This is a genomic window from Verrucomicrobiia bacterium, assembly GCA_035629175.1.
Taxonomy (GTDB): domain Bacteria; phylum Verrucomicrobiota; class Verrucomicrobiia; order Limisphaerales; family DASXHY01; genus DASXHY01.
The window spans coordinates 1-23,770 of sequence record DASPIL010000036.1 but is presented as its reverse complement, the minus strand read 5'-3'; the positions used below and the strand labels follow the sequence as shown (position 1 = coordinate 23,770).

General features: G+C 58.1%; 13 protein-coding genes. 7 read left to right on the top strand and 6 right to left on the bottom strand.

Translation table 11 applies throughout. The annotated features are described in order from the left end of the window. The first annotated feature begins 76 nt into the window (after positions 1–76). From VEH04_05680 to VEH04_05670, 3 genes are all read left to right on the top strand, one after another. Entirely contained in the window at positions 77–1,960 is a 1,884-nt protein-coding gene (locus tag VEH04_05680; protein HYG22256.1) for an O-antigen ligase family protein, read from the top strand. A 127-nt stretch (positions 1,961–2,087) separates the two neighbouring features. Next, entirely contained in the window at positions 2,088–2,927 is an 840-nt protein-coding gene (locus VEH04_05675; protein ID HYG22255.1) for a FecR domain-containing protein, read from the top strand. Between the two features lie 67 nt (positions 2,928–2,994). Continuing rightward, positions 2,995–5,355 (top strand): adenylate/guanylate cyclase domain-containing protein, encoded by a 2,361-nt coding sequence (locus VEH04_05670; GenBank protein ID HYG22254.1) that lies wholly within the window; start codon positions 2,995–2,997, stop codon positions 5,353–5,355. 17 nt (positions 5,356–5,372) lie between these two features. Here the strand turns inward: VEH04_05670 and VEH04_05665 are convergent, their stop codons facing one another. The 5 genes from VEH04_05665 to VEH04_05645 all read right to left on the bottom strand — a co-directional run bounded on the left by VEH04_05665 (position 5,373) and on the right by VEH04_05645 (position 11,696). Further along, the gene (locus tag VEH04_05665) at positions 5,373–6,440 is read right to left on the bottom strand and encodes a PA0069 family radical SAM protein (protein HYG22253.1); all 1,068 of its coding nucleotides are present in this window, start codon (positions 6,438–6,440) and stop codon (positions 5,373–5,375) included. 58 nt (positions 6,441–6,498) lie between these two features. Continuing rightward, positions 6,499–7,581: an HlyD family efflux transporter periplasmic adaptor subunit gene (locus VEH04_05660; GenBank protein HYG22252.1), complete on the bottom strand. Its 1,083-nt coding sequence runs from the start codon at positions 7,579–7,581 to the stop codon at positions 6,499–6,501. Then, the gene (locus tag VEH04_05655) at positions 7,578–8,264 is read right to left on the bottom strand and encodes a DUF4956 domain-containing protein (GenBank protein HYG22251.1); all 687 of its coding nucleotides are present in this window, start codon (positions 8,262–8,264) and stop codon (positions 7,578–7,580) included. The genes VEH04_05660 and VEH04_05655 overlap by 4 nt, the downstream gene beginning before the upstream one ends. Before the next feature lie 17 nt (positions 8,265–8,281). Next, the gene (locus tag VEH04_05650) at positions 8,282–9,139 is read right to left on the bottom strand and encodes a polyphosphate polymerase domain-containing protein (protein HYG22250.1); all 858 of its coding nucleotides are present in this window, start codon (positions 9,137–9,139) and stop codon (positions 8,282–8,284) included. Positions 9,140–9,425: 286 nt separating this feature from the next. Beyond that, on the bottom strand, positions 9,426–11,696 hold the full coding sequence (locus VEH04_05645) for an ATP-binding protein (GenBank protein HYG22249.1): 2,271 nt from the start codon (positions 11,694–11,696) through the stop codon (positions 9,426–9,428). A gap of 101 nt (positions 11,697–11,797) precedes the next feature. Between VEH04_05645 and cysC the strand changes: the two genes are divergently transcribed. Genes cysC through VEH04_05630 form a run of 3 tightly spaced genes read left to right on the top strand, consistent with a single transcriptional unit; the run spans position 11,798 to position 13,880 of the window. Next, positions 11,798–12,403, top strand: coding sequence for an adenylyl-sulfate kinase (gene cysC / locus VEH04_05640; GenBank protein ID HYG22248.1), 606 nt, complete (start codon positions 11,798–11,800; stop codon positions 12,401–12,403). Beyond that, the gene (locus VEH04_05635; protein HYG22247.1) at positions 12,400–13,278 is read left to right on the top strand and encodes a hypothetical protein; all 879 of its coding nucleotides are present in this window, start codon (positions 12,400–12,402) and stop codon (positions 13,276–13,278) included. The genes cysC and VEH04_05635 overlap by 4 nt, the downstream gene beginning before the upstream one ends. After that, the gene (locus VEH04_05630) at positions 13,275–13,880 is read left to right on the top strand and encodes a hypothetical protein (protein HYG22246.1); all 606 of its coding nucleotides are present in this window, start codon (positions 13,275–13,277) and stop codon (positions 13,878–13,880) included. Before VEH04_05635 ends, VEH04_05630 begins: the two co-directional genes overlap by 4 nt. Positions 13,881–13,890: 10 nt before the next feature. On the opposite strand, the gene VEH04_05625 is transcribed toward VEH04_05630, so the two are convergent. Then, positions 13,891–17,157 carry a DEAD/DEAH box helicase gene (locus tag VEH04_05625; protein ID HYG22245.1) on the bottom strand — a complete coding sequence of 1,089 codons (3,267 nt, stop codon included), beginning with the start codon at positions 17,155–17,157 and terminating at the stop codon, positions 13,891–13,893. A gap of 191 nt (positions 17,158–17,348) precedes the next feature. Here VEH04_05625 and VEH04_05620 point away from each other — a divergent pair, with 191 nt between their 5' ends. After that, the gene (locus VEH04_05620) at positions 17,349–23,609 is read left to right on the top strand and encodes a lamin tail domain-containing protein (protein HYG22244.1); all 6,261 of its coding nucleotides are present in this window, start codon (positions 17,349–17,351) and stop codon (positions 23,607–23,609) included. Positions 23,610–23,770: the final 161 nt, after the last annotated feature.

Genomic DNA, 23,770 nt, shown 5'->3' with positions numbered 1-23,770 from the left:
GATAACGCCGGGCACGTTCGGAAACCCAACGCAAGGACTGCGCTGCGACGAGCAGTTGTGCTGAAGATCTGGGCCTGTGAATCGTGAAACCTTGGATCAATGGTGCGAGCGGGGAATTCTTTACCTCCTGCTCGCGGTTCTCATTTATGGCCCGTTGGCGACAGGGGCGGTTCGAACGCCCGATTTTCTGGTAATTCAGGGACTGATCCTTGGAATCATGCTGCTCTGGGGTTTGCGGGTGTGGCTGAAGCCGAAACCACAGATTCTCTGGCCTCCTGTGTGTTGGGCCGTCCTGGCATTCACCGTCTACGCGGTTGTGCGGTATTTCACATCGGAGCTGGAATACCCTGCACGAAAGGAATGCGGCGAAGTGCTTCTCTACGCGTTTCTGTTCCTCGCGATCCTGTCCAATCTGCATCGTCAGGAACACATCCAGTGGATCATGGTCGTCCTGGTGTTCCTTGGGATGGGCATCGCCGGTTACGCAATCTATCAGTTTGCGACGGGTTCGGATCAGGTGTGGATGTTCACAACGCCATACAAAAAACGCGGCACCGGGACCTACATCTCTCCCAACAACCTCGCCGGGTTTCTCGAAATGGTGCTTCCCTTGGCGCTCGCCACGGTCCTGGTCAGCCGGGCAAAACCTGTTCTCAAGGTATTCGTCGGCTACGCGGCGCTTGTGATTTTGGGCGGGTTGGCGGTGTCGTTGTCGCGGGGCGGCTGGCTCGCCACCGGGATTGCCATGCTCGCGCTCTTTGCGGTCCTGTTGCGCCACCGGAGCTATCGCCTGTCGGCAGCTGCGTTGCTGGTGTTGTTTCTGATTGGTGGAGCGGTGCTCATTCCAAAAGCCGGATTCCTTAAAAAGCGGGTTCAGGAAATCACCGCCCACGATCGGCTGAATGACAGCGCACGGTTCGATCTTTGGGAGCCCGCATATCGACTTTGGCAGGAAAGCCCATGGTGGGGCATCGGTCCCAATCACTATGACTATCGCTTTCGTGTCTATCGTCCCCAGCTGGAACAGCAGCAGCCCGACCGCGTTCATAACGATTACCTAAACACGCTTACAGACTGGGGCGTCGCCGGCCTTGCCCTGGTGCTTTCGGCGGTGGCTTTGCTGGGATGGGGAGTGATGAAGACCTGGTCCAGCGTCAGGGGCAACTCCGCGGATCTCGGAGGGGGTAAAAGTAACAAGTTTGCTGTTGTCCTTGGGGCGTCGCTCGGCCTGGTGGCAATCCTGATTCATTCCTTCCTCGACTTCAATATGCACATTCCGGCAAACGCCACCGTCGCCATTACGCTAATGGCGATTCTGGCCAGCACGGTTCGGTTCGCGACCAGCGACTACTGGCTGTCGCTCCGCCCGGGTTCAAAAATAACGTTAACGTGCGTCTTGCTATTGGGTCTGACAGTTTTGGGGTGGCATGAGGTTCAGGCAGCCCGCGAATACCAAAGGCTGGCGAAAGCCGAGCGAGCGCCTGCCGGATCAGCCGCGAAGATTGCAGCGCTGGAATCCGCATTTGAGGTTGAGCCTAAGAATTTTGCGACGGCCTACGCGCTCGGGGAAGCATGGCGAGCCCGCAGTTGGCAGGGAAATACCGACTATGAAGACGACGCTCGGAAAGCGATGGAATGGTTCGAACGCAGCATGAAGATGAATCCTTACAATGGATATGGGTTCTTGCGGTACGGGATGTGCCTGGATTGGATTGGGCGCAGTGACGAGTCGTGGCCCTATTACGATCGGGCGGTGGAGTTGGACCCGAACGGCTACTACACTGCCGCGCATGTGGGATGGCATTATGTGCAGACTGGGAATCTTGCTGCCGCGCGGACATGGTTCGAACGCAGCAAGCGGTTGCAATGGAACGACAACCAGATTGCGGACTCCTATTTACCCATTGTGAACCAGCGACTTTTGCAGCAGGCTGGGGCGGTCGGTGGGGTCGCGAAGTGAGGAATTGTTCAAGCTTCGACCCGGGTGGACGAATTATCCGTTTAGTCGGGAATATTCGGTTGACAACAAAAGGCATATCCATACGATTGCCGCAGACTGTAAAAGCGCTATTGCAAGAAAAAGGTCTATGAAATTGATGAAACGTCTCTCAGGTGGGTTGGTCGCTCTGGTAATCGCCGCTGCTTTTTCTGCTCAGGCAGCAGAACAGGGGCTTGCCAAAGTGGTAAACATCAAAGGTGCAGCCCGTTACACTACGGCTGACAATTCCACGTGGCGCCCTCTGAAGAGCGGCACCGTGCTTCGGCAGGGTGCAGTGATCCAGACGGCTTCTGATTCGCACGTTGATCTCATCTTGAACAACCAGAAGGCCAGCGCAGCGACAACTGCAGCCCTCGGCGCAATGGATTCAAGTGCCTCCGCTTCGACGGTCGCCTACGTTCAACCCAAGACCGACCAGGACGCCGTTCGCATTTATGAGAACACGGTTCTCGGTCTCGACAAGCTGATCGCCAATCAAACCGGCATCGACAAGGTCACCGAAACTCAGCTCGACCTGAAAGCCGGCCGGATTCTTGGAACGGTCAAGAAGCTCTCCGCTGGTTCCAGCTACGAAGTCAAGATTCCAAACGGTGTGGCTGGTGTTCGCGGCACGATCTACACACTGAGTGCTGACGGCATCCTGAGCGTGCTCACAGGTTCAGTTGTGATGGCGTATGTCGGAGCTGATGGCACGCCCACGACCCAGGAAGTTCGCGCTGGACAGCAGTATGACGCTAAGACTGGCCAGATCACTAACATTCCCGAATCCGAACTGCGCCAGCGCATCAAGGAAGCTCGCGACATCGGAATGGGACCTGAAACCCCAGGAACGACCTTCGCGATCGATCGCACCATCTATGTTGTCTCGCCGACCCGCGGCCAGGGCGATGATGGATTCGAATTCCCCGATTTTCCCGATGATTTTTAAGCGTTAGCGCTTTCATTAACCCAGAGCGACCTTGTGTTGCTCTGGGTTTTTTGTTTAGTTCGCCCTTGTGAAGCTTAAGGCCGCCAAGCCGGCGCCGCTGCTGATTGCAGTCTCTGCAGTGGTGGTTGTCTGCGTCCTATATGTGCTCGAACTGGACTTTCTCGAGCGCATCGAGCGCATGACCTTCGATCATCGCGTTCGCGATGCCGCCCGATTCTCACCTCCGGTCGCCACGAACCTGGGCTTTATCTACATCGATGACCGCAGCATCGATTTTGTCCGCACGAACAGAACCTTGGGATATCGTTATGGTCTGTATTGGCCGCGGCAGGTGTATGGGCGGCTGGTCCGGGAGTTGGCGGCTCAGAACGCAAAGGCGGTCGCCTTCGACGTCATATTTGCAGAGCTGAGGGAGGACCATTTTTCGTCGCAGGTGCAAATGCCTGACGGCACCCTCCTGGATTCTGATCAATATTTTGCCCTTCAACTTCGGAACGCGGGAAACGTCGTGCTCGCTGACGCCAAAGGCCTGACGCCACCCGATCTGTTTTCGACGAACGCTCTGGCCCTTGGCGACATTTCGACCGACATGACCAAGGATCCAGACGGAGTGCTGCGCCGCGCCAATGCATTTCATGTTCGAACCAATTGGCATTCTCTGTTTAGGCAGGTGGAAGCGGATCCAGAGTTTGGAGTGGACCTTAGGCGCGCTCAAATCCGTTCCAACGAAATTGTGCTGCCGCGCGATCCGCACGAAGCGATCCGCATTCCCTTGAACCTGAAGGGAGAGTTTGACCTCGCTGACTTTGTAGGGGAATCCCTGCCGGAAGGAACCTCGCGAACGAGCCGCCCCTTCACCGTAGAACGCATCTGGAGCATGGGAATTGTCCTCGCAGCACGTCAGCTCAATTTGAACCTGGCAGAGGCTGAGGTCGATCTCCGCCACGGGAGAATTGTCCTTCGAAACGATGCGGGAGACAAACGGGTCCTGTTTGTTGATGAAGACGGCTGCTTCCCGATTGATTGGGCTGTAAGGCTCAAGGATCCATACCTTTTCAAGCAACCGATCGAGACTCTGCTGATCCAGGAACGCGCTCGTGCCAGGGGCGAAACGAATCTTCCGAGTCCCTGGGCGGACAAACTTGTCCTGGTCGGATCCACAGCCATCGGCAACGATCTCAGCGATCGAGGCGCCACGCCTCTCGAAAAGGACACGTTTCTTCCCAGCGCCCATTGGAACGTTGCGAATTCGGTTCTCACGGGCCGGTTCATTCAGCGAACGTCGACCCCTGTCGATCTCGCGATCATTATTCTGCTCGGCGCCGCTTCGGCCTGGGTAACATGGACGCGCCGCATTCTCATCGCCTCATCGTGCATCGTGTTGATGATCGTCGCGTACGTGGCGATCTCCTGGATCCTTTTCATTGACCAGCGTCTTTGGTTGCCCGTCGTGATGCCGGTTGCAGGGGGGTTGCTCCTGAGTCACGTCTCGTTGGTGACGTTTCGAGTCATGTTTGAACAGGCTGAACAGCGACGCGTTAAATCAATCTTTTCACGGATCGTATCGCCGAACATCGTGCACGAGTTGCTGGACAGAAAGGACTGGGCGTTGGGGGGCGCTCGCAGGGAAGTCACAGTGCTGTTCGCTGACATACGTGGATTCACTGAGTTTACCGATGCCCACCAGGAGCGCGCTGAGAATTACGCGGCGGCGGCTGGGCTGGCCGGGACTGAACTGGAAAAATACTACGATGAACAAGCGCGTGAGACGCTCGCCACGGTAAACACCTATCTGGCGCTCGTCGCCGACATCGTCAAGAAGCATGAAGGCACTCTGGACAAGTATATTGGCGACTGTGTCATGGCCTTTTGGGGAGCGCCTACACCGAACCCGTCGCACGCGTGCGCATGCGTGAAAGCAGCTATTGAAGCGCAGAGATGCCTGTCGGAATTGAACCAGCGGCGGCAGATTGAAAACCAGCAGCGAGAGTCGGAGAACGCCATTCGAGCGGCCGCAGGACAGCCGGCCCTCACTCTCTTGCCAGTCCTTACCCTCGGCAGCGGCATCAATACTGGAATTGCCACGGTCGGGTTGATGGGTTCAGAAGCGCATATCTCCAACTACACGGTGTTTGGGCGGGAGGTGAATCTCGCCAGCCGCTTGGAAAGCTTGTCGGGACGCGGACGCATTTTGATCAGTGGCGCCACATTTGAGCGCCTCCGGCGGGACGACCCGGCCCTGGCAGCAACGTGCATTTCTCTGCCGTCGGAAAAAGTGAAGGGGATCCGAAATGCCGTTCGAATCTTTGAAGTCCCATGGCGAACGGCAGAACACCCGCAGGTTCCCGCGGCGGGCCCGTCAGACACAACGCGTATGACGGGCGACACTTCCTTGCTGGCAGCCAAGAACGAAGCAAGCAAAGGCTGACGCGCCCGGGTTCCGCATCAAAGGGAAAGGTTGAGTTCAGCCTGCCCGCCTTCAATGCGACGAAACGCCGCTGTGGACAACTGCGGACGCCCACCTGCGATTCCGTATCTGCGACAGGCGACCTCGAACAATTTCTCCATCTGTTGCGCAATGATGCCTTCCCCGCGCATCCGCTCGCCCCAGTGTGATTGATAGAGCTTGCCACCGCGCATTGATCGAACCTGATTCAGCACCTTTTCTTTCCGATCGGGGAAATGCTCCTGCAGCCAGTTTTCAAACATGGGGGCCACGGCATGGGGCAGGCGCAAGGCAACATATCCGGCGAATTTGGCTCCAGCCTCAACCGCCGCCTGAATCAGCGAAGGGATCTCGCAATCAGTAAGCCCGGGAACCATCGGCGCCAGCATCACACCGACCGGAATGCCTGCCTGGGACAATTGACGAATTGCATCCAGACGCGCGGCGGGGGGCGAGGTCCGCGGCTCCATCACCTTTCGAATTCCGGGTTGCAAGGTCGTGAGCGAAATAAACACCGCAGTCGCGTGGTGCCGCGCGAGTTCGGACAAAACATCGATGTCGCGGGTGACCAGTGCATTTTTTGTGATGAGGCCTGCGGGGTTGCGAAATTCGGCAAGGACTTCCAAGCAGCGACGGGTGAGCCTCAACTTGCGCTCGACCGGTTGGTAGCAGTCCGTGACGCCACTCATTGCGATCACCTGCGGCTTCCATTTGCGGGAGGATAATTCCTTGCGAAGGAGTTCCGGCGCGTCTTCCTTCACCATGATGCGCGTTTCGAAATCGATGCCCGACGAGAAACCCAGGTATTCATGGAACGGCCGCGCGTAGCAATAAATGCAGCCATGCTCGCATCCTCGATAAGGATTGATGCTGGCTTCGAAGCCGATGTCGGGACTGTCGTTGTAAGCAATGATCGTCTGCGATTTGTCCCGAAGGAACCGCGTCTGAGGAAGCGGATCTTCATCCGGATTCCAGTTCTCATCCCGCTCCATCGCGATCTGCTCAAATCGGTTGACCGGGTTCAGCAACGTGCCGCGCGTTGGCGTCGGTTCAGACGGACAAGGCATAGGGGAAGAAGATAATCCACCCCGGCGAACTGAAAAGAGGAATGGACCGGAAACCGAATTAATTCGTGATAATGCTGATGTCGACCAGTTCCCCGGCCCGAAGTTTCAGCTCGGGAGGCAGCTCGATTTCCACCGGGAGTCCGATCTCAAGATTGGCAAATCGCAGCGCGCTCTGCATGTGCATCGGGAGCAGTTCCAACTGCGTGCCGACCTCGGTAATGATCGTTTCCGCCACCTGCCGGCGAATCCCGCGTGTGCGAACTGCAACGCGCGCGCCAGGCTGTGGGTCTGCGCTGAAAGGTGTTTTCAAATAGCCCACGATTCGGACCGGGCTGAGACTGGCAATCGTTACGATGGTGGTTCCGGCAGATACCGATTCGCCAGGGTGGTTTGAAACAACCGTGATGATCCCGTCGATCGGTGCTGTGAGGATGATCGGTTGCAACTCGGCCGCGGCGAGTCGAAGACGTGCCTCCTGCCAGGCGGCGACCCCGGACTCTGTCGCATTGCCCGCCCAGTTGGTGCCCTGCATGGAGTCGAATGCAATTTGGCCGTCGTTCACCAATTGCGTGAGCTCGTTCACCTCTTCCACAAGGGAGTCGCGATTGGATTTCGCCAGATCGTATTCGGTTTGCGAAACCATTTTGGCCGCCAGCAATTTTTCGTGCCGCAATAATTCGGCCTCGGCAAACTGCAGGTTGGCCTTGGCACTGGCGAGGTCGACCCGATGGCGCATCCAGTTCTGCCGCAGTTGCGCGAAGTCCACGGCGTACCGTCGCTCGGTGTAGAGCCTCTGGGGATCGGTCTGAAGCTCCTCAATTTCCGAGCGGATGACGTCGAGTGAGGCGCTTAGAAGTTCGGGGTGCGCGACGAGCACTTTGCCAATCACCTGACCCGCGCGGACCCGCTCGAACCGCCGCACTGTCAGTTCGGCGAGAATGCCGGGTTGATACGAGCTGATGTTGGAAACGATCGGTTCTGCCTGGCCGACCATGGTGGGCGGGCTGACGGTGTCTTTCCAAACCAGGCCAATCACCAACATCGCCCCGATGCAGACAATCGGTGGAATGAACCGCATGCGCAGATCGCGAAGGCGCTGGGGAAGCGGTGTGGGAACCGGCTTGAGTGGCTCGAGCTTCATAGTTCGGATTCATCGCTCGCGCCCAGGCTTGAGGCTCGCGTCACGCCTGGAATAGCCTTCAGTTCTTCCATCAAATGATGCGTCGCAGCGGGATTGCGGAGCAGCAATCGATACGAAACATCCATGCCGGGAAACGCTTCACTGGTGCGCTGGCTGGCGCATTGAACGGACCGGCTGTGCCGATGGAGCAGCCGCAGCAGTTCGGGAAGTTCGGACGGAGGCCGCGCCCATTGGACGTTCAAGATCAGATCGTATCGCTGCCGCGTGCCAAAGCCTGTGAGCCAGAAATAGAACATTAGGCCGACGGTCATGAGACAGCCGATAATGGCCGAACTGTATTTCAAGGTTCCGCAGGCGAGCCCAATGACAATCACGGCCAGCACGTAGGTGGTGTCGAGGGTGTCGCGCAAAACGCTTCGGAAACGGACCATCGCGAAAATCGCCATCAACCCAAATGCAATGACGATGTTGTTGGCCAGCACGAGCATGACGAGCGCAACGATCACCGGGATCAGAATTAACGTGCTGACATAGGAACGCGAATAAGACAGACCTGTGTGGGTCCAGATATAGGCCCAGGCCACAGCATGGCCGCAGACGAACGCCAGCAACAGCGACAGAAACAGGGCGGCAAAATTGGTGGGCGCGATTCCGTAATCACCACGAAAGAGCCAGTCAGTCATAGTTTGTCATCCACATTTCACACCCGCGCAACGGCGGTTTGTCCGAGTTCGGTCATCGTTGTTCCAGATGAGGCGCCGACATAATGTTCCTGCCTGGCGGTTCCGGCTTGGATCAAGTCTTCGACACGCGGCCGGAAATGGAAATCGCCAAGGACATCAACGCCGCCGCAATATTTGGACGCCGTTCCGCGTGAGAGATTGAAAGAGTCTGCAAGCTCGCGCAACCAGTTTGGAAACCGGCCTGTGAATTTCAACTCGAGAACCACCACATCCTCGTAAATCCGCCGGGGACGAGCCATCGCGACTGGGGCCTGGTAGGCGAAATACGGTTCTATGCGGATGTTCCGGTCAAAAGTCACCCGAACTGCATTTCCTGAAACCGGAACCCATGCTTCCCGGAGGTAATTGTTATGCATCCGTGGAACAGCGCCCAATTGATATTGCAAATATTGGAAACGCTGCAGCGCAACCAGGTGCCGTGGTTCCTCGGAAAAAAGATGTTCGGGATCCGGCAGTTGTCCTGACATCAGAAGCGGAACCGCTTCACGGCGCACCGGACAGCGCTGCTTCAGAATCGCATTGTCAACGCGCTGCTTGATCTCGAAGAACACTGGCGTCTGCGGGTCGTCATTGTAGTAGCGCAGCCTGAGCTTGAACCGGTTCTTGTCGCCATTCCGCGTCGCCTGGCACGTATGCAGGTCCGCCGAATCCAGGTAAACACTGTGGATATCATACGAGTTGTTGGCGCGCCCCGCTGAGAAGTCGTCCAGCTCGAGGTAGCAGCGGACAAAGTCGCGGATGCCCGCAACCATTTCTTCAGGCACCAGGTATTTCAGTTCGAATCGCTGGGCTTGAAGTCGATGGTCCTGAGGCATGGCAGATCCGATCAGGCTGAGCGTTGCGGGAGAACAGGGTGTTTGCCAAGGAACAACCCAGAGACATCCGTCACTGAACTTCGATGAGTTTGTATGCCGTTACTTCGGAACATTGCAGCCAGCAGCTTTCAGTCGTTGTCCACGCGTGCGACCGGGGGGCATCATGAAGGACAGGAAACGGTTTGTCGAGGCGAGTCCCGCAGAAGAACCGGCATTCAAGATATCGAAGGCGGCGTGAAAAACGAATGTGTTGAACCACGCCTGGATCCTCCAAAATTTCCTGGGATCAATTGGACATCACCCGTCTCAGGGCTGCGTGAATCTCGGAGAGGCTGAATGGCTTTGAAAGGCAGATGCGATGCTGCTCATCGAGGAATCGCCGGGTTTGCTCGCTCACGATGTCGCCTGTAATGAAGATGATTCGCCGGCAGAAATCGGGATCGATGGCGCGGATACGTTCGTAAACCTGCTCGCCGTTCAAGCCCGGCATCTTCCAGTCGCACAGCATTAGGTCGTAATGCTTCCCGCTCAGCTGGCGCAGTCCGCTTTCACCGTCCGCCGCAACATCCACTTCGTATCCCTCGGGCGTCAGGGATTCGCGCAATAGAACGCGGATCGGTTCCTCATCGTCCACAACGAGGATGCGCTTGCCGCGCCCGAGTCGCGCCGCCGGCATCTCGGCGCGCCGCGCCGCCGCCGCCCCATCCTGGGCTGGACGTTCTGTGAGCGGCAGCTCGATCGAAAATGTGGCTCCTTCGCCTGGCCGGCTGTTCGCCGTGATGACGCCGCCGTGCTCCTTCACAATCCCGTAACAGAGGCTTAGTCCCAGCCCAGTGCCTTCCCCGACTCCCTTCGTGGTGAAGAAGGGATCGAAGATCCGGGCTAGATTCTCAGGAGAGATGCCGGGTCCATTGTCCTGAAAAATAATGCGAACTCGTCGCGAATCCGTTTCTGTCCTGATCCGAATCCACCCCTCGGTCTGGCTGGCTTCGATTGCCTGTCGTGCGTTGTTGAGAAGGTTGACGAAGACCTGCTGCATCTGGTGTGGATCCACCAAAATCTCTGGCAGCTCTCCATCAAACCTCGTGATGACCTTCACGCTGCCTTTGCGCAGCTGGTATTGCAGCAGGTCCACAGAGGCTTCGATGAGCTCGTTAACCAGGGTTGGTTTTCGTTCGGGGGATTGCCGCCGGGCAAAGCTGAGCAGAGCCTGGACAATTTTCTGGCACCGCAGCGCGCTCTTGTTCAACACATCCAGGTAATGCTTGTCCTTCGGCGCGACAACGGCGTGCTTCATCAACTCGGAAAACCCAAGGACGGAAGTCAGGGGGTTGTTCAACTCATGCGCCACTCCAGCGATAAACTGGCCGATGCCCGAAAGCTTCTCGCTCTGAATCAGCTGCGCCTGCGTGCTTTTCAGGGTTGCCACTGTCGTTTCCAGCTGCTCGCGCGACGTCTTCAGATTTTCCGTCATCTGGTTGAACACGCGCGCAAGTTCGCCGCATTCATCCTGCGAGCGGACGGGAACCCGGCGCGAGAAGTCGCCTCGTCCAACGGCCTCGGCGCTATCCCGCAGTTCGCGCAGTGGTTTTGTAACCTTGCCCACCAGGAAGCAGACCACCAGCGACCCGAGGACTATCGCCACGCCGCTCATGACAATCAGATTCCGCTGGGTTGCGGCGAGATCCTGCAGCGGCTGCTCGTAGGAATAAAGCAGGAGATAGCCGAGGTCGCCATCGTTCCTGGGAGTCTCGAAACGGCCTGCAGCGCAAAAATGATGTTCGCCGTTCAACACATGTTTCCGGATTCGAAATCCAGATCCCTTCTTCTGTGCTTCGGCAGTCACGTCGCGAAACAGCCGAACCAGATCGAGACTGGATTCAGGTCCGGGAAGTGTCGAAACGATCACCCGTTCATTCCCAAGCAAAACGATGCGGCTGTGGGTGGCGCGGCTGAACTCCTCAAGCACGGTCCGGTTGATTTGCGATCCCAGCGTGAGCGCGCCCACAAGTCTTCCGTTGCTGCCGAAGACAGGGAACGACACGACGTCGTAAAGCAACCCGTCCACAAAAACCGTGTCCGCGGTCGCTTCGCCGCGTGAAGGACTCGCTGCCCGCAAAGCCTGTGCGATCAGGCTTTCGCTTGCCGATTCAAAATTTGCGATCGACATCAACGGATCCCGCTTCGCGCTGGCGATCAGTTCCTCCGGTCCGGAAAACACGACGATGTCCACGTCTTCACCAACGGCACCCATCAGGGCGGGCAGCTGGTTGCGAACCCGCGAGGGGTCGCCACTTTGGAAGGCCTCGCGAAAGCGGGGTTCATTTTTGAGGTCCCGAAAACGGATCAGCAGGCTGCGGGTGCGGCTGCGTTGAATCTGCTGGAAACTGTCCTCGGCAGCGGCCAGCGTTCGGCGCGCATCGCGTTCGAATTGATCCGTGATGCGATCGTTAATCACGGCAGCCATGGTCGCCAGTAACAGAACCATCACTGCGATGACCGGCACCAGCACCTTGGCGCGAAAGCTCACCGCCAGCAGCTTTCGAAAACGACTCATGTTCAGTGTATTACCTGCGGCTGTGTATAATGCCAAGGATGAACTCGGCTTTTGCAATGTTCGTGCTGGACAACGCTCGGCCGGGCGCGATTCACTTTCGCATGGCTGGTCATCTGACTCATAAAAGCGAGAATATCACATGGTCTCCGGGAAAAGTTACGCACGCGGAACGGGAACAGCGAATGGGACACTCAGGCTGCGTCGTCTGGTTCACGGGGCTGAGCGGCTCCGGGAAATCCACCCTCGCGACGGAACTCGAGCGCGAATTGTTCAAGCGCGGCAAGAATGCCTACGTCCTTGACGGCGACAACGTCCGCCATGGCCTTTGCTCGGATCTCGGTTTTTCGCCAGATGACCGCAAAGAAAACATCCGCAGGATTGGGGAGGTGTCGAAGCTGTTCGCCGATGCGGGAATGATCTGCATCACCGCGTTTATTTCACCCTACCGTTCCGATCGTGAACTGGCCCGCAACATTGTTCCCGAGGGCCGCTTTATTGAAGTTTACCTGGACACGCCGCTGACGGTTTGTGAGAAGCGCGATCCCAAGGGCCTCTATGTGAAGGCGCGCACCGGGAAGATCAAGGACTTTACCGGCATCTCCGCTCCGTACGAGGCGCCGTTCCATCCTGAACTGGAGTTGAACACGGAACAGTGTTCGGTTTCCGAGTGCGTCGCCACGATTCTCAAACGCATCGGGCTGGCATGAAACCGGCCGCGGGAATGGAGAGCCCGCTGGGCGACGGGACGTTGTTCGCGGTGATCTTTGTCTGCGTTTTGGTCGCCACAGTTGCGATCGCCGCGCTGCTTCCAGCGCACAATGCCACCACTTTTCGCAGCACGACCCGGCTGATGTTGAATTTCAAGTGGATGGAAAAGGGTTTCGACGCGGAACGGTTCCACAAAGAAATCGAAGTCATGCGTTCCGATTCCGTCCTGCAGGATGTCGTGGAACAATTGGCATTGGATCAAGCATGGCGCGCCGCTGGGAGTGCTGCTGCGCTGTCCACCAATGACGCGGTGGCATTATTGCGTGAACGGACGAGCCTGCGTCCTGTTCGAAATTCAACGATTGTTGAGATTGAAGTGAGCGAAGAGAATTCAGCGCAGGCGGCTGATGTGGCAAACGCCATTGCTGAGTCTTACAGGCGGAACCTGCTCAAACGCGTGATGCAGCAGTTGTCCGAACCCATCGTGCAATTGGAGGCGCAACGGACGGAGGTCGCGCTGAATATTCACAATGCGGAAGTGGAACTCCAACGCCTCAGGCTTCAGGAAGGTTCAGAAGAGCAGTTACAGGCGCAGACGCAAACACTCGGGGAAATGCGGGAGGAATTGGCGGACCTGGATCGCAAGCTGGCGAATGCGACGGAGAACTCTCGCGTCGATAATACGATGCAGGCGGTGATCCTCGATCGAGCAGCCGCGGGCACCCGCCGGCTGCCTTCAGCAAAACGACAGAGCCTCGCCTTGGGAATTGTCGTGGGCACCGTTCTCGGCTCCATCGGCGGAATTGCTGGAATATTGATTCGCCGATCCCGCATGCGGGAAAATACTGCGGCGCGGCCGCGGGGATCCGCATGAAGAACGAAACGCAACTGATTGAAATCTCACCCAAGCTGCCCGTATTCCTGCGGGTCTTTTTTGCGATCTTCTTCCTCTCGATCGCGGTGAGCGTGTTGATCAGCTACGCGATGCCTGTCACCTACAGCACCCGCATTCTATTGAGCTGGCTGGGCGGCGGGGGAGATCCGTCCACCAATGCCGCACTCGCTTTGGAGTTCACAACGTCGGATTCAGTCATGACACGCCTTGCGGAACTCGCCAATGGCACAAGCCGCGAACGAATGAGCGCGCACGATTTGCGGCTGAGGGTTTCATCTGCAACACGCGACGAGTCTTTGATCGAACTGCAAGCTTATGGACACCGTGCCTCGGAAGCTGCGGAACTTTGTGAGATGTGGGCGCAAGCCTGCATGGATGCGTCAGACCGAACGGCGCAAGCCGGTCGCAAAGTTTCGTTCCGCATTGTGGATCGAAGAGAGCCTGTGCGGGTACGCCCGAACAAGCCGCGCAACACAGGCATTGGAGCGCTGGCTGGCATTGTTCTCGGCGCCCTGGGTGGCGGCGGAGTTGTGCAACTGCGGCGACGCATCGAAGCGCGGGGACGCCGCCGCGCGCTGTGACTCTTTAGGATCAGTCCTCCGAGAACAGGTATTCCAGATCCGCCTGCGAAAGGCTGCGGGCGAAACCTTCCTCCCCAAGCACGTCGGCAATGGTCTGGGCCTTGCTCTGTTGCAGTTCCCAGATCTTTTCTTCCACCGTTCCCGGCGAGATGAGGCGATAGGCGTTTACCGTCTGCGTTTGCCCGATGCGATGCGAGCGATCGATCGCCTGCGCTTCAACGGCGGGATTCCACCACGGATCGTAGAGCACCACGTAGCTCGCGGTCGTGAGATTCAAGCCCGTTCCCGCTGCCCGCAGGCTCAACAGGAATACGGCGGGATTCGGGTCTTCCTGGAATGAGGACACCACCTGCTGGCGATCCTTCGTCTGGCCGGTCAAGATGTGCGTGCTGATATTGCGAACGCGGCATTCACTCTCGAGCAGTTCAAGCATCTGCACAAACTGGCTGAACACGAGAACCTTCTGGCCTTCCATCAGCAGCGCATCCAGCAATTCGAACAGCGTTTCCGTTTTGCCTGAAAGCGAATCGTTGCCGACGAGGCGCGGATGGCAGCAAATCTGGCGAAGGCGCGTGAGAGCCGCCAGGACGTGCATCTTGCTTTTGTTGATGCCCTTCTCCGCGACCGCCTGCATCACCTGGTCGCGGCTGCGACGCAGTTCCGCAAGGTACAGTTTCCGCTGTTCCTCTCCCAGCTCGCAATCGCGCCGCTGTTCGATGCGATCGGGCAGATCCTTCGCGACATGCTTCTTCAAGCGGCGCAGCAACAGCGGGCGCAGCTTGGCAGAGAGACGCCGGCGCGCGATGCGTTGCGCAGAATCGGCGTTGTCACCGCCGCGCGGTTCGTACGTTTCAAGAAAGTGTTCCTGCGTGTTGAGATACCCTGGCTGGACGAAATCCACGATGCTCCACAAATCGAGCAGGCGATTTTCCAGCGGTGTTCCCGTCAAGGCGAGGCGGTGCTCTGACTTCAGTTGCTTGACGGATTGGGTGACCTGCGCGCCGGGATTCTTGATGAACTGCGCCTCATCGAGAATGATCGCGCGGAACTGGAACTTCTGCAGCTCCTCCAGGTCGCGGCGCAACAGCGCGTAATTGGTGACGATGATGTCATGCTGTGGAATTTGTTTGCGCAACACGTGGCGGGCGGAACCGCTCTCGAGCACGAGCACCTTGAGATGCGGGGTGAAACGTTCCGCTTCCCGACGCCAGTTGTAGAGAACTGAAGCGGGGCAAATCACCAGGCATGGTTTGGAATTCTTTTTGTGACGGGCGTGAAGCCATGACATCCAGGACAATGTCTGCAGCGTTTTCCCAAGTCCCATGTCGTCGGCAAGCACGCCACCCAGCCGGATTTGGGTTAGATGGCAAAGGAAATCGAATCCATCCTTTTGGTACGGACGCAGCTCGGCCTGCACGGTCGAAGGCACTTCGGCCGATGGCACGCCTTTGAAGTTCTTGAGATTTTCGCGCAGGGTCTTCGCCGCGGGCGAATCCGCAAATCGCTTAAGCCCCTCGTCATCGAGATGCGCAGCCTGCTCAAGGCCAATCTTTTGCGCAATCGGCACCAGGCCGTCCACACCCAGATCCGCCATGGCTTCATGAGCCGATTGAACAGCGGCAGTGTCGAGTTCCACCCACCCTGAATCAGGCAGCTTCACGAAACGGCTTGTGGCGACCGCCAGGCGCTGCAGGTCGGCGGATGTCAGCTTCAGGCCTTCCTGTTCCCATTCAGCTGAGACGGACAGCCAATCAATGCCGCTGCCCTTCACGATCAGCCGCGGCTTGAGCTGGCGCGGCGCAAGGAACAGGCGCTGGAACGAAGGATTGCCAAGGAACTCGGCATCGGGCGGGCGATCCGTCCACGCATAGGCAAGCGTCCCAAGGAAATTTTCATTCGCGTCGCCGACCCAGAGGCCTGGCTCGGGCGTAAACCAGTCGAGCTTTCGCAGCCACTGGGTGGCGGGCTCCAGGCGTGGATCATCCAGAATCTCCGGTTTGTCCAGCGGCCTCCGACGAGGCTCATTCAACTGCCATTCGTGGCCATTCCAAATCCAGTGGCTCTCGTCCCGCTTGCTCGTGGCGAGCAGGCGAAGGCGCACCGTGTCATCGAGCAGTTCGAAAACAAATTGCGGCGTGGCCGGATGCGCGATGCAGAGTTCCTCCCAGTCCAGGCCATTGTTCGCCTGCGTGCGGCGCAGGTGCGTGAGCAGGCGATGGCTGAGCTTGCGAACAGGTACCGCCGGCCGGTTTTTCCAGAGATCAATGACGGAATGCGGCGGCGCGTTGCGCAACAGGTAAAATGTGCTCCCCGCCAGCACGAGCGGCGGCTGCGACGAAAAGAAATGCACCTGTTCGAGCGAGCAGACCTGCCGGTCGGGCAACACAAGCTGGTGCGTGAAGGAAAGATCCGGTCCGCCGTTTTGCAGGTGCGGCACGAGTTCCGCGAGCTGGCCATGGAATACCAGCGGCTTGTGATCCGTCGCCTGAACGAGCCGTCCCGTGTGTCCCCAGCGCGCCAGCCAATGCATCAGTTCGCTGTTTGAGAGAAGCAGGGTGGCATCGCCGTCCTTGCGGTGATGATGCGTTTCGGCAAGCCATTGGATGAATTCCCAATCCTGCGGCGGAAACAATTCCTGTTCGTGCGCGGCGCGTGTGGTCAGTTCCAGGATGTCGTGCAGTGAGCGCACCTTTTCGCCCGTGCGCGGGCGGGTCAGATGAAACTGGACTGCCAGGCGGTTGCGCGAGAGAAGTTCGGTATCGGCTTGAGGCTGGCACAGCACGCGCAACGAGGCGCGGGGCGTGTCGAGATGCACCGGCCGTTGCGGGAAGAGCCACCCCTCGAGTTCGCGCACCAGGCGTTGCTCCTGCTCGGCCTCTTCGACCTCCGCGAACCGGCTGAGATTCGCATGGGGCGCAAGTTCAGAAGGCGGCGAGCGGTGGGCGCGCAGGAACAGGAATGCGAGTTCCTCAAGGCGGCTGCTGCCCTGGGCTGCCAGCAATCTCGGCCACCAGTCATTCGCAGGGAAGTCCTTGCGCGAAAGCGAAAGCTTCTCGAAGTAATCTTCGAGCAGCAGCCAGGCGCGCTGGGAATCCGGGCATACGGAAAAACTGCGAAGCAGCTCCTCCCGCTCGGCAACGGCGGATTTCGAGTCTGAAAGCTCGCGGCGGAGATCAGCCAGCGCGCCATAGGTTTGTGATAAAACCTTCTGGTTCGCATCGTATTTGGTGCTTCCCGCGCGCGAGCCGTTTCTATTTCTGATCAAGGTTTTAGCCATTCTGAGTAAAGCTAACCGGCCTCAACAACTAGCGGCCTAACATCTCGTCATAGTTGCCCCGCTTGGGTCAATCAGAAAGAAAAGTTTTTTGGTTCGAGCCAAGGATTAGAGGTTTTCAGTGACCCTCGCGCCAGATACAGTCACAGCGTTTCAAGATGTATCTGCCAAGCGTTCCTCAATCCGGGGTCTCGATGTTCCGATTCAGCGGTTCCAGGCCATGGTCCTTCCTTCATCTCATCGCGCTCGTTGCCGCATTCATGTTGCCGCGCGAGGCCGTGCGCGCCGCGGAGCCGCCTGGCCCCTCCAGCCGCAGGACCGCACTCGTGATCACCGAAATCATGTATCATCCGCACGTGTCCTGGACAGGGGGCGACGATCTCGAGTTTATCGAATTGCGGAACACAGGGGTCATCACGGAAGACCTGACAGGACACAAAATCGAGGGTGAAATTTCGTATTCATTTCCCGCTGGCACGCAGATCACGCCGGGCCAGATCCTCGTAATCGCCCGCAATCCGGCAGCGGCCCAGAGTTTTTATGGCGTGAGTTGCCTGGGGCCCTTTTCGCAACGATTGAACAACGCCGGGGGTGAGATTATCCTGCTGAACGAACTCGGCGGGCGGCTCCTCGAAATCAACTACAGCAGCACCTCTCCCTGGCCGGCCGCAGCCGACGGCGCGGGACATTCGCTCGTCCTGAGTCACCCGAGTTATGGCGAGAACGATCCGCGCGCGTGGTCTGCAAGCGCCGTGATCGGCGGATCGCCAGGCAGCCTGGATGTCGCCGTTGCTGATCCTGCCGGGGCCATCGTCATCAATGAATACCTCGCGCACACGGATCTGCCGCAGCGTGATTACATCGAGCTTTTCAATACGTCCACCCAGCCCGTGAATGTTTCCGGGCTGTGGTTAAGCGACGATGTGGACACGAACAAGTTCCGCATCCCAAACGGCACCATGATTCCAGCCGGAGGATTTCTTGCTTTCACGGATGCGCAGCTCGGCTTCTCCTTGTCGTCGGCGGGCGAAACGATCCTTCTCGTGAACTCCAATCGCACGCGGGTCCTGGATGCGGTGACGTTCGGCGGCCAGGAAAATGGAGTGCCGACCGGCCGGCATCCTGACGGCAGCCCCTATTTCCAGCGGCTTGCAGGTCAGACCGTTGGCACGCCCAACGCCGCTCCGAACATCAGTTCGGTGCGAATCAATGAAATCATGTATCACCCGATTTCGGAACTCGACGACGACGAGTATCTGGAGTTGCACAATCGCAGCGGTGCTCCGGTTTCGCTTGCCGGCTGGCAAATCCAGGATGGCATCCAATTCACCTTTCCCCTGGGCGCCGTGATTGTTGCTGGCGGGTTCGTGGTTGTTGCCAAAAACGCAGCCCATTTGATGGCAAAATATCCGCAGCTCCACGCGGCGAACACCTTTGGAAATTACAGCGGATCGCTCCGCAACAGCGGCGAACGGATCGCACTCGTCATGCCCGATGACGTGGTGGCTGATGGAGTCACAACCATCATCCAGATCACGATGGACGAAGTCACTTATGCGGACGGCGGACGGTGGGGCAGGTGGAGCGACGGCGGCGGCAGTTCTCTGGAACTCATCGATCCCCGCGCTGACAACAGGCTCGCCTACAATTGGGCGGACAGCGAGGAAAGCACAAAATCGACCTGGACCAGCATTGATGTCACGGACGTACTCCAGAACGGCCAATCGTTCTCCCATGAAGGCCCCTCAGATTATGGGGTGGCAAATCGTTTCGAAATGTTTTTGCAGGACCATGGCGAAGCCCTCGTTGACAACGTTGAAGTTCGGAACAACGGCGGGGCGAACCTGATTTCGAATGGCGATTTTAACAGCGGCCTTGGATGGATCTTCGGCGGTGTCACACGGAAGTCGTTCATTGAAGCGGGCACGGGAATCGGCGGGAGCAGCGGACTGCATTTGATTTCAGCCGCCCGTGGGGACACTGGCCCGAACAAGGTGCTGCGCGGGCTGTCACAAACCATGTCTGTCGGCGGAGCGAACACGGGCACTATTCGGGCGCAGGTTCGGTGGCTCAAAGGTTCGCCATATGTCCTTTTGCGTGTGCGCGGCAATTGGATGGAGGTGTCGCGCCGCCTCGATATTCCCGCAAATCTCGGCACGCCCGGCCTTGTGAATTCACGGCGCGTTGCCAATGCCGCTCCGGCGCTTTTCGACGTCAGCCATTCCCCAGTCCTGCCGGCGCTGAACCAGGCGGTCGTGGTTTCCGCACGCGTCATTGATCCCGACACCATCGGTTCCGTTTCGCTGAATTACCGTCTCGATCCAAGTGCGACAGTTGCAACCGTGCAGATGCGTGACAACGGAATGGGCGGAGACGCGGTGGCGGGAGATGGTCTCTATTCAGCAACCATCCCAGGGCAGCCAGCGAACCGGCTGGCCGCGTTCCACATATCGGCTGCTGACGGCGCCGGCGCATCAAGCCTGTTTCCCGCAGGTTACCCGGAACGTGAATGTCACGTGCGCTGGGGGGAGGCAGTGCAAACCGGCAGTTTCGGTGCATATCGTTTGTGGGTGACCTCGAACAACATTGCGTTCTGGGCATCCCGCGAGAAAAACGCAAACGACACGATCGATGCGACCTTCGTCTACAACAACATCCGTGCGGTTTACAATGTCGACACGATGTACAGCGGCAGCCCGTTTCATTCGCCCCAGTACGACAGCCCGCTTGGTTTTGCTTGCGATTACGAAGTCAACTTTCCGCCCGATCAGCGGTTCCTTGGATCCGAGCCGTTCGTGCTCACGGCCTACGATGTGGTCTCGGGCAATTTCTTCTTCAATGACGACTCGGGACAGGTGGACATCACAGGGAACTGGATCGCACGCAAGCTGGGGCAGCCCTACAACCATCGCCGCCACGTGCATATGTTCGTCAACGGACAGCGGCGCGGGACCATTTACGACGATACTCAGCAGCCGAACAGCGAGTTGATCGGGGAATATTTTCCAGACGACGAAGCGGGGCAATTGCGGAAGATTGAGAGCTGGTTTGAATTTGCGAACAACGGCCAGGACCAGGGCAGCATCTACGCAACGCTCAACCGCGTGAACAAAAGCAACGGGGAGATCGATACGAAATTCTATCGTTGGAACTGGCGTCCGCGAGCCACTGCAAATCCGAACGACTGGACGCCCTTCACGAACCTCGTTGCAGCCGTAAACAACACGGGTGCGGCAAATTACGAGGCGCTGGTTCGCACCTGGATGGATGTTCCCAACTTCCTGCGGCCCGTCATCACGCATCACATCTGCGGCAGCTGGGACAGCTACGCCTATGCCCGAGGCAAGAATATGTTCGCCTACAAACCCGACAACGCGGGCTGGCGGCTGATGATGTGGGACATTGAGATTGCGCTCGGCGCCGGCGGCAACGCGCCGAACGACAGCATCTACACAATCTTCGACACCTCATTGCGGCAGATGATTCTGAACTACCCGGTCTTCCATCGCGAATACCTCCGCGGATTTCAGGAAGCCGTCGATGGCCCGTTGATGCCGGGTGTCGCTGATGTTGCGCTGGATCAGCGTTATGCCGCGTTCCAACAGAATGGCATCCCGATGACGTCGCCGCAGTTCATCAAGAATTTCATCAACCAGCGCCGCAGTTACCTTCAATCGATTCTGCCGAACGTGGCGTTCAGCGTTGCCGGCCCCGCCTACCAGGTGATCGCGGGAAGTAACATGATGACGCTCATGGGTACGGCGCCGCTCGCCGCTGAGTTCATCAATATCAATGGCATCGCCTATCCGATCCGCTGGACGACAATATCGAATTGGAGCGTCGTCATGCCACTTTTGAGCGGGACCAATGCGCTCAGCATCTCGGCTTCGAACCGGAAAGGCGAACCGCTGCCGACCGCTGTCGGATCGAAGGTGGTGAATTATACAGGTGTCGATGTTGATCCCTCTGGCAAGGTCGTGTTCAACGAGATCATGCATGACCCGGCAGCGCCGGGTGCGGCTTACGTGGAACTGTTCAACACACATTCCAATTTCGCATTCGATGTCTCAGGTTGGAACGTGAATGGTCTCGGTTATACGTTTCCCCCTGGGTCCTTCATTCCACCCCGCGGGTTTGTTGTGCTTGCTGAGAACCTGGCGGTGTTTAATCAGACGTACGGTCCAAATGCCATTGCGTTTGACCAATACAGCGGTGTTCTCGATCACGACGGCGAAACCCTCACGCTGCAACGTCCGGACCTCGGCACGAACTGGGTGGTCGTGAATCGGGTGAGGTTCGAGAATGTCCCGCCCTGGCCGATTGTTACCAATGGATTCTCATTGCAGTTGCTGGACACTGCACAGGACAACAGCCGGGTTGGAAACTGGAGCGTCGGTCACTCCAACTTTGTTTCGCAACCACCCGCTTCAATCGTTTTCCTCGATTACACCAATGCATGGCGCTTCATGCAGGTGTCCAACCTCGATGGCGTCAACTGGACAGCCAACGGATACAACGACGCCAACTGGCCCGCGGGCGGCGGATTGCTGGCCTTCGAGAACAACGCGGTGATTGGCCCGCTCACCCGCACCGTGTTGAGAGACCCTCGACTCCCGATCAACAACGTGGGATCTGGACATGCGTATTACTTTCGCACCGCGTTCAACCTGACGAATAATCTGCAGGGGTATCGCCTTCGCGTTTCCGCCTACGTTGATGATGGCATGGTGCTTTATATAAATGGCGGCGAAGTGAATCCGCGCGTCCGGATGAACCCAGGCACGGTCATCAATTCAACGCTGGCTTCAGGCACGCCAGGGAGCGGCGATGCCACTGCGCCCACCATTCTCACGCTGCCAGCTTCGTTGCTTGTTCCTGGCATGAACTATATCGCGGCCGAGGTTCATCAAGCCGCGCCCGACAGCACGGATGTGGTGTTCGGTGTGAAGCTGGAGGCGGAATACACCAATATTGTGAGCCTGGCGCAGGCCGCCGCTTCACCCGGCGTGCCGAATGTTATCGCGCGGACTCTCGCTCCCTTTCCTCCCGTGTGGCTCAATGAAGTGCAGCCAGAGAATCTCACGGGGCCAGTGGATAACTTCAGCCAGCGCGATTCGTGGGTCGAAATTCATCATAGCGCCCCGACGAACTTCAGCCTCGCGGGCTATTATCTTTCCGATTCCCACACCAACCTCACACGCTGGGTGTTTCCGGCAAACGCAACGCTCGGCGCCGGCGGGTTCAACCTCGTCTGGTGCGACAACCAGGTGAACCAGAACGCGCTGAACCAATGGCACGCCGCGTTCCAGTTGCCGGCACGAAGCGGCCGCGTCATTCTCAGCCGGGCCATCAGCAATCAGGTGCAGGTCGTCGATTACCTGAATTACACAAACCTTACAGCCAACTGGAGCTTCGGCGATGTCCCGGACGCGCAGCCGTTCTACCGCCGCGCCCTGTTCTATCCAACACCAGGCGTCACGAACAACGGGGCGTCGGCACCCCTTTCCGTGTTCATCAACGAGTGGCTCGCCGATAACTCCATTACGCTGCCGGATCCGGCAGACGGCCAGTACGAGGATTGGTTCGAAATCTACAATCCTGGTGAAGCTGCGGTGAACCTCGGCGGCTATTACCTTACCGACAACCTCAACAATCCGCTGCAATTCCAAATTCCCAATAACGGTCACTACATCGTTCCCGCAGGAGGGAGACTGCTGGTTTGGGCGGACAACGAGTCAACGCAGAATTCCACCAATCGCGTTGACCTGCATGCCGACTTCGCGCTCGGCAAGGGTGGCGAGGCGCTGGGGCTGTTCGCGCCCGATGGCACGCCAATCGATGTGGTGGTATTCGGCAGCCAGCAAACCGATGTCAGCCAGGGACGCTTCCCGGACGGCGCAGCTTCGATATATTTCATGCCGGCGCCGACGCCGCGGCTGCCGAATGTGGTTCCGAATTCAACCCCTGTGCTGCAGTTCATTCCCAGCCGGCTTGTGACACTGGGCTACTCGTTGAGTTTTGCGGTCGACGCGAGTGATAGCGACCTGCCTGCCCAGGCGCTTTCCTTTGCGCTGCTGGGCGGAACGGCGGACGCCGAAATTGGATTACAGAGCGGCGTGTTCACATGGACCCCCGCCACAGCGCCAGCGACGAACACTTTTCAGGTGGTGGTCACCGACAACGGAACTCCCAGCCTTTCGGCCACGCAAAGCTTCACGGTGGTTGTGGCGCCGGTTCCACCTTTGGGCGGCCATTCAGCGGTCGATGGCGAATACCGCTTCAGCTGGCAAACCTTCGCGGGACAAACCTATCAGTTGGAATACAAGGACTCGCTTGGCGACGAGGAATGGATCGAGATCGGCGCCCCGATTCTTGGCACGGGAGTGCCGCTCTCGTTCACCAACGGCATTGACGAAAGCCTGCACGGGTTCTTCCGACTGCGGATCCTGGAGTAGAAGCCGGGGGCAGCACGGCGTCGGGCTTATATATTTAGCAAACGCTTGGACCGCGGATGTCCGAGGGTGCTGCATAGGCTCGGTGGCATGGAAACCTCAAAGAATAAGGCTGAAGCCTGCGTACTGGCGGATTCATTTCAGGCGCTCGGCGATGAAACCAA